General features: G+C 49.2%; 14 protein-coding genes and 1 pseudogene. All 15 read right to left on the bottom strand.

The genetic code is table 11. The features are described from left to right. Window positions 1-261: 261 nt before the first annotated feature. The 15 genes and pseudogenes from ACR0QT_RS09360 to ACR0QT_RS09290 all read right to left on the bottom strand — a co-directional run bounded on the left by ACR0QT_RS09360 (window position 262) and on the right by ACR0QT_RS09290 (window position 15,106). Window positions 262-1,266 carry an aldo/keto reductase gene (locus ACR0QT_RS09360; protein WP_432630534.1) on the bottom strand — a complete coding sequence of 335 codons (1,005 nt, stop codon included), beginning with the start codon at window positions 1,264-1,266 and terminating at the stop codon, window positions 262-264. 87 nt (window positions 1,267-1,353) lie between these two features. Further along, window positions 1,354-2,004 (bottom strand): CatA-like O-acetyltransferase, encoded by a 651-nt coding sequence (locus tag ACR0QT_RS09355; RefSeq protein ID WP_432630533.1) that lies wholly within the window; start codon window positions 2,002-2,004, stop codon window positions 1,354-1,356. A gap of 113 nt (window positions 2,005-2,117) precedes the next feature. Then, on the bottom strand, window positions 2,118-3,080 hold the full coding sequence (locus tag ACR0QT_RS09350) for a hypothetical protein (RefSeq protein ID WP_432630532.1): 963 nt from the start codon (window positions 3,078-3,080) through the stop codon (window positions 2,118-2,120). Between the two features lie 248 nt (window positions 3,081-3,328). After that, window positions 3,329-3,748: a twitching motility protein PilT gene (locus ACR0QT_RS09345; RefSeq protein WP_308451166.1), complete on the bottom strand. Its 420-nt coding sequence runs from the start codon at window positions 3,746-3,748 to the stop codon at window positions 3,329-3,331. An 89-nt stretch (window positions 3,749-3,837) separates the two neighbouring features. After that, window positions 3,838-4,818, bottom strand: coding sequence for a D-alanyl-D-alanine carboxypeptidase family protein (locus ACR0QT_RS09340; RefSeq protein ID WP_432630531.1), 981 nt, complete (start codon window positions 4,816-4,818; stop codon window positions 3,838-3,840). A 2-nt stretch (window positions 4,819-4,820) separates the two neighbouring features. Continuing rightward, the gene (mgsA, locus tag ACR0QT_RS09335) at window positions 4,821-5,216 is read right to left on the bottom strand and encodes a methylglyoxal synthase (protein WP_432628328.1); all 396 of its coding nucleotides are present in this window, start codon (window positions 5,214-5,216) and stop codon (window positions 4,821-4,823) included. 15 nt (window positions 5,217-5,231) lie between these two features. Then, the gene (locus tag ACR0QT_RS09330; protein WP_432630530.1) at window positions 5,232-6,362 is read right to left on the bottom strand and encodes an FtsW/RodA/SpoVE family cell cycle protein; all 1,131 of its coding nucleotides are present in this window, start codon (window positions 6,360-6,362) and stop codon (window positions 5,232-5,234) included. A gap of 3 nt (window positions 6,363-6,365) precedes the next feature. Further along, the gene (gene minE / locus ACR0QT_RS09325; RefSeq protein ID WP_177978188.1) at window positions 6,366-6,626 is read right to left on the bottom strand and encodes a cell division topological specificity factor MinE; all 261 of its coding nucleotides are present in this window, start codon (window positions 6,624-6,626) and stop codon (window positions 6,366-6,368) included. A gap of 28 nt (window positions 6,627-6,654) precedes the next feature. Further along, window positions 6,655-7,446: a septum site-determining protein MinD gene (gene minD / locus ACR0QT_RS09320; protein WP_177978189.1), complete on the bottom strand. Its 792-nt coding sequence runs from the start codon at window positions 7,444-7,446 to the stop codon at window positions 6,655-6,657. Window positions 7,447-7,515: 69 nt separating this feature from the next. Continuing rightward, window positions 7,516-8,181 (bottom strand): septum site-determining protein MinC, encoded by a 666-nt coding sequence (locus ACR0QT_RS09315; RefSeq protein WP_432630529.1) that lies wholly within the window; start codon window positions 8,179-8,181, stop codon window positions 7,516-7,518. 223 nt (window positions 8,182-8,404) lie between these two features. Continuing rightward, window positions 8,405-11,284, bottom strand: a complete 2,880-nt coding sequence (locus ACR0QT_RS09310) for a penicillin-binding transpeptidase domain-containing protein (RefSeq protein ID WP_432630528.1) — start codon at window positions 11,282-11,284, stop codon at window positions 8,405-8,407. Window positions 11,285-11,287: 3 nt separating this feature from the next. Beyond that, window positions 11,288-11,809 carry a rod shape-determining protein MreD gene (gene mreD, locus ACR0QT_RS09305; protein WP_432630527.1) on the bottom strand — a complete coding sequence of 174 codons (522 nt, stop codon included), beginning with the start codon at window positions 11,807-11,809 and terminating at the stop codon, window positions 11,288-11,290. Between the two features lie 243 nt (window positions 11,810-12,052). Continuing rightward, window positions 12,053-12,871: pseudogene (gene mreC / locus ACR0QT_RS09300) on the bottom strand (rod shape-determining protein MreC); the annotation flags it as partial. Beyond that, window positions 12,872-13,570 carry a RadC family protein gene (radC, locus tag ACR0QT_RS09295; protein WP_432630526.1) on the bottom strand — a complete coding sequence of 233 codons (699 nt, stop codon included), beginning with the start codon at window positions 13,568-13,570 and terminating at the stop codon, window positions 12,872-12,874. Window positions 13,571-13,822: 252 nt separating this feature from the next. Beyond that, the gene (locus ACR0QT_RS09290) at window positions 13,823-15,106 is read right to left on the bottom strand and encodes an aminotransferase class I/II-fold pyridoxal phosphate-dependent enzyme (RefSeq protein ID WP_432630525.1); all 1,284 of its coding nucleotides are present in this window, start codon (window positions 15,104-15,106) and stop codon (window positions 13,823-13,825) included. Window positions 15,107-15,173: the final 67 nt, after the last annotated feature.

Below are 15,173 nucleotides of genomic sequence, written 5' to 3'. Positions count from 1 at the left end.
GCTCCAATTCATTATAAGAGTTTCCTATAAAAAGTTCAAGCCGTTTTTCCATAAACAAGAAAACGAGAGAAGCGATAAAAGCGCAAAACTTTTATCGTTCCTCTCGTCTCCTGTCTTTTTACTTCTGTCTTTTTTATTTCTGTCTTATTTCTTTTCTGTTTTCTTTCTTGCTTTTTCTACTTGCTTTTCCTATCTCTTATTTTTTTCTTATTTTCTTAGCCCACTTCTTATTTTTGTGTCGCTCCTGTCATCGTTCTGATCTTACTTCTTCTCGTCCAACAGCATCACGCCCTGAGGTGGATTGTGGTCGATCGCGCCGACAATCCGATGCGGAAAATACGGTTCTTCCAAGTAGGCGAGATCCTCCGGTGTCAGCTTGACTTTAAGTGCCTCAACGGCGTCTTTTAAGTGCTCTTTCTTTGTCGCACCGATGATCGGGGAAGCAACTCCCTTTGACCAGTGCCATGCGAGTGCAATCTGGGACATCTTCACGCCATACCGCTCTGCCAGCTCATGAACGCGACTGACAATCTGCATATCCTGTTCCTCGGTTCGGTCGTATTTTCCCATTGCGACGCGATCGGTTTTTCCGCGAAGCGTATCCGTCCTCCACTGCGGGCGAGCCAGATGACCGGCAGCCAATGGACTGTACGGCATCAGCGAGACATTCATCTGCTTGCAGATCGGAATCAATTCTCTCTCATCCTCCCGGTACAGCAGGTTATAATGGTTTTCCATCGCCTGAAACTGCGCATATCCATGATCTCTCGCCGTCAGTTGCATGTTGTAAAACTGATAGCCGTACATCGCGGAAGCTCCGAGCGTTCTGACCTTTCCTGCCTTGACCAGATCATTCAGCGCAGACATCGTCTCCTCGATCGGAGTCTCGTAATCAAACCGGTGAATCATGTAGAGATCAAGATAATCCGTTCCAAGACGTTTGAGCGTTCCGTCGATCTCTCTGTGGATCGCCTCAGCGGAGAGTCTGCCGGGATTGAAATAAACCTTGGAAGCAATGACAACCTGATTGCGGGCGACATTCTTCTTGAGTGCACGCCCCAAATACTCCTCACTCGTTCCCGCAGAGTAGCCATTTGCCGTGTCAAAGAAATTCATCCCGAGTGACAGCGAATATTTTACCATCTCCTCGGTATCCGCTTCATTTAACGTCCAGTCATGCATCGTTCCGGCTTTTCCAAAGCTCATGCATCCGACACACAATTTGGAAATCTGAATGTCCGTGTTTCCCAATAACGTATATTCCATTCTGTTATACCTCCATATGTTTCTGTTTTGCAATTATTATTACATAGAACGTAATTAGTTTTATTTTCAAACACTTTTTTTCCCTAATCACAGCTCTAACTGATCGATTGCCTCCTGCAATCGCTGAAAGAAGAAACCAACGTGATAGCCATCCGCCACCGCATGTGCGATCATCAAATTCACCGGCATCAGAATCTTCTCTCCCGATTCTTCATATTTTCCCATCGTGATAATCGGAAAATAGGCGGGTTCTGCGCTGTTGACCGTTCTACTGCCAAATGCGGTAAATGTGGTCCACGGCACACAGGAGATGCAATAAAAATTAGCTGGCTGATCTGCCTTGACCTTGATCCCTCTCTTCTGCTGTCCTTCCCGCATATCCTCCCTAATCGCCCGGTAAAAGGTCTCAAAGTCCTCCGAATACTCCGTCCAGCAATCAGAAAACGTCTGATCCTCCTTATGAAAAATTGTATAGTTTGGAACGATCTGATCCCACACGCATAAATTTCCCTCCGCATCCTTAAACATGCGGAAATTCTCGATCTGGTTTAACACCTTTGTCACCAGATAAATCATCGTCGGATAAAACTTGTGATTACTCTCATGACAGAAATCCAACAGTTTTTTCACATCGACCGGTACTGTCATGTTGTACTCGATTTTAAGTTTCTCCGTATAATACTTATAATGCTCTCTGCGTGACCACGATGTCATGTCTATTTTTCTGTAGCCGTCCATGATCGTTTTCCATGCTCCTCTCCTGTAACATTGATTTCATCGCAACATTTTAAAGTTTCCGAATACCTAATTTCCAAATACCTAGTTTCCAAATACCTCCGATGATCGTTTTCTCACTCTCGAATCTTGCGCACTGCCTCCTCCAGACTTTCGCTTACATCCACCTCCAACAACACTTTAATGAGCCAGAAAAATACCATCAACACCAAGATCGGAATCACACAGGAAGTGATGAGCATCACCGCGATCGCCTCCACGAAACGACTCAAGGAATGTTCGATTTTCTGCAACAGTTCTTCTGAGGATAAGGTCACATTTTCCACTGCACTCGTTACAGTATCCTTTGCGTTCCCAAGAGCACCTTTTGCCTTTTCCCAGAGACCTGCCACTCCCGCACTCTGATTTTCCGACTGACTTGCATTCTGTCCTGCACTCCGGTTTTCCTTCCCCTCAGTACCCGAACTCGCATTTTGCTCTGTCATTCCTGCATCTTCATTCTTCTGCATGTCTGCTTCTTCTTCGGATTTGCCCTCCAGAAGTTTCTGCGTTCCCTTTGCCTCTTCCAGCGTCATCTCAATCTGAGCATGATAGGTGTCATCAATCAGATTCGACAGTTTTACACTGGCCGGAACTACCAGAAAAATACAGATTCCAAATGCCAGCAATCTTCTCGCCAACCGACCAACACTGCGATTTTGAAAAATCAGATTCCCCGCAAACAACACACAGGCGACCGGAATAAATAATTTGAATGTCGCATAACCGGTCAGAGTTACCAAATATTTTTCTAAAAATACTGCGCACAGCACAATCAGCAGATAACCACTCAAATCCGCAACTTTTTCTGCAATCGGCGTTCCCACATCCCCCGGCAGAAGCGTAATCAGTGCAGAGGTTGCGGTGGCTGCCACAGTCAGTTCCAGTACGGTATCCTTTTTCTCATCCAGCGCCGTTATCGTCTCTTTATGATGTTCCGGTGCCGTTGCATACTTCGCCCCCACACTGAATGACAGGATTGCTATCACAAGCAAAACCGCAATCGTGATCCATTTTCTTTTGTCATAAGTAAATTCCATCCTGCTCCTCCTATCCCGCCCATATTCTTTCTTAATTCTTTCTTATTCTTTCGATTTCTTTCACGCCATCGTCATCGTTTATTGATTGAACGTCAGCAAACAGGATCAAAATCCCTACCCATTCGTCAAATACTCCAAGACTCCGAGCTGTAACAAAAAGCCCTCCGCTATGTATTTCTACTTACAGCGAAGGGCTTTCTAAACCGGTCTTTACAACCGCTCAAATCAAATTACTAAAACTTTATGTATTACAGTGAGATGATGACATCCTTCTGTGCGCTCTCCGGCATATCAGCTGCGTCCATCGATACGCTGAGAACAAAGTTTACTGCATACTTATCACTGATTGTTTCCAAAGTTGTGATGGTGTCAGCGATATCCTCTCCCTCAAGGGATGCCAGCTTTAAGAAGCTGTCTAAGAACATCGTCTCAATGTCGTGATCCTGAGAAATGATTCCGCACAGGAAACCGATGAATCCCTGACTACCGCTCAGCGGATACTCATTCACATTGATCAGACGGATCTTGTTGCTTAATTCGTACATATGCTTGGAGCTCTTGTCCAGATAAACGATCGAACCGGTTGCTTCCTTTACTCCCTGATTCGCCATGTCTAACAGATGCTTGGTCTTTCCTTTTCCCTTTTTACCTGCGATAATCTGCACCATAGTAATCTCCTCCTTGAGCTTATTGAATTTGTATAAAATTCTTTTTATATTAACTCAATTATAGTACAAATCACAAAAATTTTCAACGGCTATTTGACAATTTTCTGAATAATATTTGTCATATTTCCATATAATTCCGGTCTGTTCGATGCTTTCATGACAACTGAGATATAATTCTGATTCTGATCGTCCTCACAGCCGAGAATCAAACAGTAACCGGCCGCCTGAGTTGTTCCCGTCTTTCCGCCAAGCACAGTCACTCCATCCGGGGTCTCACGCTTTCCGGTCAGATACTGGTTACTGCTCTCCCATTTCTGACTCTTTGCGACTCCATTGGCATCCTTGTACTCTGCGGTGTACTCCGTCGTCCCGATGATCTTGCGAAACTCCGGATACTTGAGACACTCATTGAAGATCAGATACAGATCATAAGCTGTCGTGTAATGCTCCGGATCTGTCAGTCCATGCGGGTTGACAAAGTGGGTATCCGTCGCACCGAGCTTCCACGCCATCTCATTCATCTTGTCGGCAAACGCCTCGATACTGCCCGCCTCATAGACTGCGATCGCACTCGCCGCATCGTTTCCGGACGGAAGCATCAGGCCATACAGAAGCTGTTCAAGCGTCAGAGTCTCTCCCGGATTGATATGGCAGAGCGAAGCTCCCGCCTCCGTGATCACGGTCTCCTTTCCGACTGTGATCTCTTTTTGCAGATCTCCATCCTGAAGCGCAATCAGCGCCGTCATAATTTTTGTGATGCTTGCAGGACTCATGCGCTCAAATGGATTTTTCTGAAAAAGCACCTGCTTGTCCTTCACAGAAAACAGCGTTGCCACCTCTGCATTGACCCCGGAATCCGAGGAAGGCTCCGATCCCGTGACCACGCAGAGATCACTTGCAAACGCGGATGCGCGTTCTCCGGAAGAAGAAGACTCTTCCAGAAAACTCTCCATGCGCCCATTTTCATATAAAGTCTCTGTCTGCCCGCCCTTTCCACATGCAACCAGCATCAGGCACATGCAGGACAGAGCCGTCGACAGAAACACTCTCCTCTTTTTCAAACCAGTCACCTCTAGCGGTAAATCTCACGCCATTCCAGATCACCACGATCAAGCGCCTTTACTAAAAGCTCTGCGGTCGCCAGATTCGTTGCAAGCGGAATGTTGTAGATATCGCACAGACGGACAACGTCGTTTACATCCGGCTCGTGAGACTTCGGAGTCAGCGGATCTCTGAGGAAGATCATCATATCCATCTCATTGTGCTCAATCTGGGCAGCAAGCTGCTGCTGTCCGCCGAGATGACCTGCCAGATACTTGTGAACGTTGAGATTCGTCACTTCCTCCACCAGACGACCGGTTGTTCCCGTCGCGTACAATTCATGTTTGCTTAAAATTCCCCGATAGGCAATGCAGAAATTCTGCATCAGTTTCTTTTTTGAGTCATGTGCAATCAGACCGATATTCATAAGAACATACCTCCTTTAATACCTCTCATAATTATTATTTCGTCTTTGCAGTCCCACATTCATCACAATGCCGACTCCAAAATACAGACTCAGCAGAGAGCTAACCCCCGAACTGATAAATGGGAGTGGTAAACCGGTATTCGGAAAAATTCCGGTCGCCACTGCAATGTTGGCAAAACTCTGAAATGCAAACAGCGTCGCAAGTCCAACACAGACAAGCCTTCCGGCTAAGTCTTTCGCCCGCGCCGCCATCATCAGACACTCATAAACAATCAATGCCATCAGGATGATCACGACAACCGAACCGATGAATCCAAGTTCCTCTCCCACAACCGCAAAGATGAAATCCGTCTCCTCCTCGGAGAGGAAGTTTCCGTTCTTTACCGAAGAGAGCGTCGTCGTATTCAGACCCTTTCCCCAAAACATGCCGGAGCCGATCGCCATGATCGAGTTGTTCTGCTGAAGGTTTGCCTCCGCATATCCGGATTTATCAAAGAACGCCAGAATTCGGCGCACCTGATAATCTGCCAGAAACGGTACGGCTCCCAGCTTCAACAAGTAGACAAACAGACCTCCGCACGGCAGAACAACCGCCAGTGCCCCGAAAATCCATTTGAAACTCAGCCCCGCCACAAACAACATGCTCAGGAAAATCACCAATGTCACGAGTGACGTACTAAGATTAGGCTGACTGAAAATCAGGAAGAAGGCAACAAAGAAAAGCCCTCCCCCGATCAACAGTGTAACAAACTGATTGATTTTGTCCTGATACTTGTCAAAGTACCAGGCAAAAAATACAATCAGACCAATCTTTACAAACTCAGCCGGCTGGATCTGACCGATCAGCGGTACGCGAATCCATCTGGTCGCAATACCCTTGCTGACACCAAATACCAACACGGCACCCAGCATCAGAACACAACCTCCATATACAACAGGCGCCGTGGAAAGGACCCGGTGATAATCCACCAGAGACAGCCCGATCACAACGGCAAACCCAATGACAATTCCCATCACCTGCTTTCCAACCACAGCCATATCCTGATTGGAAGCACTTCTGAGAACAAAGACACCAATAATATTAAGAAGTAATACATAAAGGAATAAACGAAAATTGTAATTCCTAAAACGATAGTCCAGTAACATTCTTTAATTCCTCTTGTCTGTAAACTTGCGGATCGGAAATGAGGTAAATAACACCTCTTCTTCCTTTTCTCTTTTCAGCCGAATCTCCACCCGGCTACCGTCAATCTCCGCATATCGAGAAAGCACATCCTCCATATCCTCCCGGATCTGATCAAGAAGACCAAGGCTTAGACCCGCCTGATCCGAAACCAAAAGAAGTTTCAAACGGCTTCTGGCAATCTCACCAGAATTGCTCCTGCCCCAAAAACAGAATCCCTGTCTCATCCTCGGTTTCCCTCCTTTACGCACTCTGTCATGCCCGTTTCAGAAAACCGGAAATCCGAACCAGAATTCCCTTATGAGGATCGAGATCCATCAGTGGAATCGTCTCCCCCGTGATCCGTTTGCAGATATTTAGGTAGGCTTGACCCGCCAAAGACGTGGTATCCACAAGGGGTTCTCCCTGGTTTGCCGACACCACGACATCCTCATCATCCGGCACCGCACCGATAACCGGTACCGCAAGGATATCCGATACATCCTCGACCGACATCATATCCCCTCTTCGCACCATATCCATCCGGATTCGATTGACAATCAGATCCGTCCGGCGCATCTGTGCGACCTCGAGAAGACCGATGATCCGGTCTGCATCGCGGATTGCGGAAACCTCAGGTGTCGTGACGACAAGCGCCCGATCTGCCCCTGCGATTGCATTCTGAAATCCCTGTTCGATTCCCGCCGGACAATCAAGAAGAATGTAATCAAACTCTCCTTTCAAGTCCTCCACGAGCTTTTTCATCTGCCCGGGATTCACGGAAGTCTTGTCCCTCGTCTGCGCCGACGGCAACAGATAGAGGTTGGGATATCTTTTGTCTCTTATCAGGGCCTGCTTCATCCGGCAATTGCCTTCCACCACATCGACCAGATTATAGATAATCCGGTTTTCAAGTCCCATCACCACATCCAGGTTTCTCAGACCGATATCGGTATCGATCAGAACTACGCTGTAACCAAGAAGTGCCAGACCTGTTCCGATGTTCGCTGTGGTCGTCGTCTTGCCGACCCCGCCTTTTCCAGAAGTAATCACCATGACTTCACTCATAGAAATGCCTCCTGAAAAATATATTCGCCATTATTTATTTTACATTAAAAGTGAAAATTTTTCCAGTATCTATTTCAAATTTAGCAGACTTAATCCCGATTTTTTTATTGGTTTCGTACAAATACTACAATTTTCCACAAATGCCAGCATCGGACCGCGACCGATTTTTCTGCCCCGATCCCCGTAATGGCAGGAAACCTCCCCGATTTTTAGCTGGAGAGGCGCCATCTCCATCGCGACGATCATCGCATTCTCATTTCCGGAAACACCCGCGCAGACGCTTCCCCGAAGCTGTCCGAGCACAACGACATTTCCTTTTGCGGACACGCGCGCACCATGGCGGACGTCCCCGATGATCACAATACTCGCCTCGGACTCGATCGATTCCCCGCGGTTCAAATCCCCGCGATAGAACTGACCCGTCTGGGAGGAGAGCTCCATCAACTTCTCATTGAGCGCTTTCTCACATCTCTGCATCCGCTGTGCATCTTGATCGAGGAGACAGAGCACCTCAACCCCGGAGTGCTCGGTGATCGCATTGACAATCCGAAGCTCCTCCGAGGCACTCAGTGTCCTTCCCTGCAAAATCAGAGCAATCTGAATATTGCCCCAGAAGCGGGCACTCTTCTCGAATTTTTCCGCGACGGCTCTCTCCAGCTCCGAAAATGGACAGTCCGGATCGAGATTTACCACCATTCCAGCCTTACTGCTCTTGATGACAACTCTGTTTTTCACAACCTGCTCCCCCGCTTTCTTTTCGATTTTCCGAAAAATACTCGCTCTCTTTTCTATTCTCTTCTATTCTCTTTTATTCTTTTTTCTCTTCTGTCATTATTTCATTCATTATTTCATTAATTGTTTTATTAATTATTTTGTTACTTCGATTTGTCAGAAACCTTCTCTTTGTTTCTAATCTGCTTTTTCGTCTTTCGTCTCTATTTTCTAGTCTCTAATCTCTCTAGTCTCCGATCTTGACGTTCGATACCGCAAGAGCACCGGTGTTGAGGATCTGGTCAAGCGTCGTATATCCATAGTAGAACTTGTAGACATTCTTTGCAACGCTCGCCGCATTCGATGAGGAATATCCGTATGGGATATTGACGGTCACTGCAATCTCCGGATTCGTGTACGGTCCATAGGAGATGAAGAATGCATGGTTGCCTCGGGAGTGGGTCTCCTGCGCGGTACCGGTCTTTCCGGCGATCTCCACCGGAAGATCACGGAAGATCTGCTTGGCGGAACCATCGGAAACCACGGCGCGCATACCCTGCTTAACCGCATTCCAGGTGCTGTCTGCGACCTCGACATGACCGGTCACCTTCGGCTCATACGTCTTCGTCGTATTTCCCTCATAGTCGGTCACATGGTCGAGAAGCGTCAGATCAAAGACGGTTCCGCGGTTCGCAATCGCCGTCACATAGCGCGACAGCTGAACATTCGTGTAGGAGTTCGTACCCTGTCCCATCGCAGAACGCTCCGGGTCCTCAGTTGTCAGCTCCGGCTGTGCCTCGGAAATCTCAATTCCGGACGGACGGTCAAGACCGAACATCGTCGCATACTTGCGGAGCGTGTTCAGACCGCGCTCGGTCGAGTAATTTCCACTTGCATCGGTCGAGAGGCGATGTGCAACCTCGGCAAAAAAGTAGTTACAGGAATTCTGGATTCCTCCGACGACGTTGAGCGGGCCATGTCCGCCTCCACCGATCCAGCACTTGATCGGCGGGGAGACCTCACCGTACTCGCCTGTGCAGACGATCGTGTCATAGAGGTTAATCACACCCTCCTCAAGTCCTGCAACTGCGGTGATCGGCTTGAACGTCGAACCCGGCGCCTTTTTCGCCTGCGTCGCATTGTTGTAGAGCGGAAGCGAGAGATCCTCGTTCAACTGGTTAAAATACGCCGCATCCACGCTTCCGGACAGACGGTTGTTGTCGTAGCTCGGGTAGGTCACAAGTGCACGCACCTGACCGGTCTTGATATCGGTAATCACGACACCACCCGTACACGGGTCGAGCGCAAGCTGTGCCGGTGTCAGCTGAATGTTTCGAATCTTCTCGCGGATGAACGTGTAGGTGTATCCGCTACCGTTTGCCTGAAGAAGCTGAACCTGCTGGGCATCATACGGCAGAACACCCTGATCGTAGAGTGCGATACAGAGCTGTTTGCCCGTGATCACATCGCCGTTGATCAGATAGCGGAAAATCTGTTTCGCAAACTTCGTGTCGTCCTGAAGCTGATTCATCACATAGTCGACGAGTACAGAATAAATGTCGTCCGCACTCGAGTACTTGCTCTTCACCTCAAGGCGCGTCGTGTCGATCCAGTTGTCTGAGATTCCCGCATAGATGTAATCGCGAAGGCTGATCGTGTCATCCTTCCATCCGAGATACGCCTCGCTGTTCTGATCGATCTTGTTTTTCTGGATGATTCCGACCGTCGATCCGGACAGATAGTTGTAAATGTAGACCATGTACGCCATCATATCCTTCGGCAGATCCTTCATCGCCGTCGGGTGATCGCTCATCAGCTCGTAGCGGATACGCTCGAGCACCTGCTGTCTCGATACCATAAACGTGTTGTAAATCTGCTTCTCCGTCACCGACGCATCTTCCTGCGCCATGTGATTTAAAGAGAGCACATTGTTGTTGATCAGCTGATAGTAGGCATCCTTGACCGGAATCTGAATCTTCGACGAGTCGGTCTTCTCGGTGATCTCCACATCGTGATCGACGAGACGGTCGGCAACGATTCCCGCAAGCTGTTTCTCGATCAGATGATAAATACCGATCTGAAGGTCACGGTCAATCGTCAGATAGACGTCGTTTCCGGTTGTCGGCTGGGTCTCAGAAACAACCTGCATGATGTTTCCCATGTTGTTGACAATGAGGTTTCGGCTTCCCTTCTTTCCCTGAAGCTCCGACTCCATCGATGCCTCAATGCCGGTTCGTCCAACGACATCGCTCGCCTCGTAATCCGGATTCTCCTTCTGAAGCTGATCGAGCTGATCCTCCTGCACCTTTCCGGTGTATCCGATAATCGGTGCAAAGTAGATGCTGTCGTTGTAACGGCGGATTGTCGACTCCTCGATGCCGACTCCCTGAAGCTCGTCCTCATGCTCCATGATGTCCGCGACGGTCTTATCGTCGACGTATGCCGTGATCGTGCTCGGCTCATAGCGCTTGTAGAACACGAGCGCCATCGTGTAGCGGATGTTGACGATCTGAAGTTTCTCCCAGTCATTCAAGACAAGCGGATTGCCATTCTCGTCCTTCATCTCGTTGAGCTTGTAGGACTCTGCCTTTCGCTCGATCGCCTCTCTCGCCGTGATCGCAGACGGATACTTGCCGGAGGAATCCGTCAGCTCATTGACCGACTTGACTCCGTAATAATCTCTGAGGAAGCGCAGTCGCGCCGACTCCGAGCTCGTCGTGTAGGTGAACTGTCCGTCCGCATCCATGCCGATCTCAAGTTTTCCCTGCACATTACAGCCGTGTTTCTCAAGAATCTTTACCAACCGATAGAGCATCGCATTCATCGAAGCACTGTCCTTGTAGACTCCCGTGTTCTGGATCGTCACGGAGTACGCCGCCTCGTTGTAGGCAAGCAGATTGCCGTTTCGATCATAGATATTTCCTCGCGTTCCCGGTGTCTTCACCGTTCGCTCCGTAAGCTGAACATAATCATCCAGAAATTCCTGCCCCCGCACAATCTGAAGGTCAAACAGCTTGACAATCAGAGTCACAAACATCACCGTAAAGACCACCGCCAGGGCAAATACCCTTGACGTCAGAATCTTTTTGGCGGTTTCCCGTATTACTTCCAAAAAATCCTTCAGCACGTTTTATCCGTCTCTCCTATTCCTATTCCGATCTTCCATCTCACGCAGACGTCTGTCCGTAAACAGGAAGAACCGGTAAATCAAAAGTGTCGTCACCACCGTAAAAATCATCTCGGGGATCACAATTTCCTTTACATAGTACAGAATGTCGAGCCGGTTTCGGATCAGAAACCGCAGGACATAGATATAGAGATTATAGACAACCTCGTTGACCAGACTCAGAATCAGCGGGAGCGTGATATAATCCTCATAGTAGTATTTCGTACAGATTCCATTGAAGTATCCAATGTTCACAAACAGCAGGGTGTAAAACCCAAACGGACCACTGTAAAACAGATCCAACAGGATTCCTGCGACGAGCCCGTAATACATGCCCGCTGACTTTCCGTGGACGAAGCCAAACGAGAACGTCAGAATCAACAGCAGATTCGGGGTCGCTGAGAGAAACGGAATCAGCGGAAACACACAGTTCTGAATCGTGAATGCCACCACCAAAAGCAGTACATTAATCAGAATTCTTCTCATTCTTCCTCTTCTTCCTCTCTATTCTTCCCCGCCCTGCGAAGTCTGAGTCTCAGAGCCGGTCTCTGTTCCGGTTTCTGCCCCGTTTCCCGTCTCGGTTTCCACTCCGGGTTCCATCTGTGATCCGGTTTCGGCTTCTGATCCTGTCTCAGCTCCGGTCTCTAATCCATATTCAGCCCCGGTCGTGGAATCCGGGTTCCCCGGAATGTCCGATGTTCCCGTACTTCCCTGCTCCGCCTGATCTGCCTTGAGCGTCGTGATCACGAGAACTTCCTGAAGGCTGTCAAAATGAGCCACCGGAACGAGATAGCCCGACTTTGTGAGTCGTGTCGGGTCGGTCGTAATGTCGGTCGCATAGCCGATCAAAATGCCCGGAAGATACTTGGAGCTGATATTTGAAGTCACAATCCGGTCTCCATCCTTGACATCTCCATCCTTGCTGATGTTTGTGATCCGAAGACGTCCCTCGCTGAACAGAGTCAGATCGCCAGAGACGATACAGGTGTCTCCGGACTGCTGTGCCATTCCGCTGACACGGCTCACATCGTCGATGATCGAGCGAACCGTCGCATAGTGAGCGCCGACATCGGTGACGATCCCGACAAGACCGCCCCCTGCCATCACGTTTGCATCCACTTGAACGCCGTCTGCCGATCCCTTGTTGATTCGGAACACCTGAAACCAGTCTCCCGAGTCCTTCGCGATCACGCGCGCGCCGATCTTCTGGTACTGCATGTAATCCTGATCGAGCTGATAAAGCTGGCGCAGACGATTTAACTCAAACTGCTCCGACTGCAAGCGACTGTTCTCCTCCACCAGAGTGTCAATCTGATCCTGCATCGCCTGCTTCTCCTCCATCGCACTCGCAAGGCTTGCGTAGTTGCTGATCCCGTTATAGAGGGAAGTTCCCGCCCGGTTGACTCCGGACTGAATCGGACTTAAAAAATATCCGATTCCGTTTCGCAGAGGATTTAAAAATCCATCCTTAAATGACGTAATTCCGATCAGAAGCATACAGAATACCGACAATCCAATTAAAATGTACTTGCTTCGTTTTGATTCCATCTACAAAAATCCCCGTTCTTTCAAACTGATGTAGGTACTATCCCCGATGATGATGTGATCCTGAAGGCGAATCCCGATAAGCTCTGAGGCTTCGCGCATCCGCCGTGTCAGCAGGATATCCTCCCTGCTCGGCTCGGGATCTCCGCTCGGGTGGTTGTGCACAAGAATCAGGCTGACTGCCTGAAACCGAAGTGCTTCAATCAGAACCTCCCTCGGCGTCGCAAGGGAGGCATTGACCGTCCCCCGACTGATCGTCACATCCCCGGTGAGCATCTGTTTCGTGTTGAACATCAACACGCGAAACTCCTCCCGCTCGAGATGGCGCATGTCCTCCTGACAATACTTTGCGACAAGATCAGGCGCATCGAGCCGGAGTGGCTCTTCTGCGATCTTCCGGTTCCAGATTCTTCTCGAGAGTTCTCCAATACACAGAAGCTGAATCCCCTTGACCTGTCCGATTCCCTTGATCGTCATCAACTCTGCCAGTGAAAGGTGCAAAAGCCCTAAAATACCCTCCTTCGGGTAATTTAAGGCCAGTATCTTTTGAGCCAGCTCGAGAGAACTCTCGTTTCTCGAGCCGGTTCGGATAATAATCGACAGAAGCTGTGCGTCGCTCAAACAGGCGGGACCCTCTTTCAGACAGCGCTCATAGGGCTGTACATCCCGTGGCAGTTCCTTCATCTTTACGTGACTACTCATCCTTCCTCCTCACGCAACTCTCCAAGTACGAAATCGGGAAATGATGATTCTCTATTATCATAATACGCAGGCAATAAGGTGTCAATTTACAAAATTCATAACTGTTCCGTATCTTCACAGTCACGAGCAAAAATCCATTGAAAATTGCCCTCGGCAATGGGATTTTTGCTTGCCAGCCCATATTTTCGTACGGTCAGCGCAGGAAATGCGCAGACCTACCAAACAGTTACAAAAATTCTTACTTCAAACTTCTTACTTTAATGTCGCAAGACCTGCCTCGACTACCTTCTGCAAGGATTTCATGATACCGAATTTTGCGTGATACCAGGTCAGACCGCCCTGGAAGTATACGGCATACGGTGGCTTGATCGGACCGTCTGCGGAGAGCTCAATCGAAGCGCCCTGTACAAACGCGCCCGCTGCCATAATGACCGGTGCATCGTATCCCGGCATATCCCACGGCTCCGGAGATACAAAGCTGTCAACCGGCGCTGCCGCCTGAATTCCCTGACAGAACGCGATAACTCCCTCCGGGCATCCAAACGTCACTGCCTGAATGATGTCGTGACGGGACTCTGTTCCGTTCGGAACAACCGGGAATCCGAGCTTCTCATACACGTTGGCTGCAAAAATTGCACCTTTGAGTGCACCTGCGACAACCGTCGGTGCGAGGAAGAGTCCCTGATAGAACGACTGATTGAGTCCAAGGCTCGCTCCAACCTCTTTTCCGAGTCCCGGTGCAGACAGACGGTAGGAAGCGCGATCGACGCAGTCCTTGCGTCCCACAATATAACCGCCGATCGGCGCAAGTCCGCCACCCGGATTCTTGATCAGGGAACCGACGATCATATCGGCTCCGACATCGGTCGGCTCAATCCGCTCTACAAACTCGCCGTAGCAGTTGTCGACCATACAGATCACATCCGGCTTGATCTTCTTCACAAACGCGATCAGTTCGCCGATCTTTGCGACAGAGAGCGTCGGGCGGGTCTGGTATCCCTTGGAACGCTGAATCGTCACGAGCTTCGTCTTCTCGTTGATCGCCTTCTCGATTGCCGGATAGTCAAACGAACCATCCTCAAGCAGATCGACCTGGCGGTAAACAACGCCGTACTCTTTGAGGGAACCGACAGACTCACGGATTCCGATTACCTCCTCAAGCGTATCGTATGGCTTTCCAACCGGGGAGAGGAGCTCATCGCCCGGACGCAGATTACCGGACAGCGCAACATGGAGCGCATGGGTTCCACTGATCAACTGCGGGCGCACAAGGGCACTCTCTCCGTGAAATGCCTTTGCGTACACTTCCTCAAGCGTGTCACGTCCGAGGTCATTGTAACCGTATCCGGTCGTTGCAGCAAAGTGAATATCGCTCACGCGCGCATCCTGCATCGCCTTCAGCACCTTCATCTGATTGTACTCTGCGGTCTGATCAATCTCCTCAAAACGTTCCTTTAAATCCTTCTCAATCTTCTCTCCAAAAGCAATGACTTCCGGGCTCAGTCCCATCTGAGCGTACATTTCTTCCAGTTTCATCTGTTCTCCTTCTTTTTTATCCAAATTTTATTCATTCGGTAAAATCCCGAGTGCTGTTTATGCTGTT

This window comes from Brotaphodocola sp. (assembly GCF_050873365.1).
Lineage (GTDB): Bacteria > Bacillota > Clostridia > Lachnospirales > Lachnospiraceae > Brotaphodocola.
This window is presented reverse-complemented; position numbering and strand designations above follow the sequence as displayed.

Bases quoted from the DNA above. Each gene is read 5' to 3' on its own strand.
- ACR0QT_RS09360 (WP_432630534.1), bottom strand. From the start codon at position 1,266: ATGGAATATACGTTATTGGGAAACACGGACATTCAGATTTCCAAATTG.
- ACR0QT_RS09355 (WP_432630533.1), bottom strand. From the start codon at position 2,004: ATGGACGGCTACAGAAAAATAGACATGACATCGTGGTCACGCAGAGAG.
- ACR0QT_RS09350 (WP_432630532.1), bottom strand. From the start codon at position 3,080: ATGGAATTTACTTATGACAAAAGAAAATGGATCACGATTGCGGTTTTG.
- ACR0QT_RS09345 (WP_308451166.1), bottom strand. From the start codon at position 3,748: ATGGTGCAGATTATCGCAGGTAAAAAGGGAAAAGGAAAGACCAAGCAT.
- mgsA (WP_432628328.1), bottom strand. From the start codon at position 5,216: ATGAATATCGGTCTGATTGCACATGACTCAAAAAAGAAACTGATGCAG.
- ACR0QT_RS09330 (WP_432630530.1), bottom strand. From the start codon at position 6,362: ATGTTACTGGACTATCGTTTTAGGAATTACAATTTTCGTTTATTCCTT.
- minE (WP_177978188.1), bottom strand. From the start codon at position 6,626: ATGAGACAGGGATTCTGTTTTTGGGGCAGGAGCAATTCTGGTGAGATT.
- minD (WP_177978189.1), bottom strand. From the start codon at position 7,446: ATGAGTGAAGTCATGGTGATTACTTCTGGAAAAGGCGGGGTCGGCAAG.
- mreD (WP_432630527.1), bottom strand. From the start codon at position 11,809: ATGAGAAGAATTCTGATTAATGTACTGCTTTTGGTGGTGGCATTCACG.
- radC (WP_432630526.1), bottom strand. From the start codon at position 13,570: ATGAGTAGTCACGTAAAGATGAAGGAACTGCCACGGGATGTACAGCCC.
- ACR0QT_RS09290 (WP_432630525.1), bottom strand. From the start codon at position 15,106: ATGAAACTGGAAGAAATGTACGCTCAGATGGGACTGAGCCCGGAAGTC.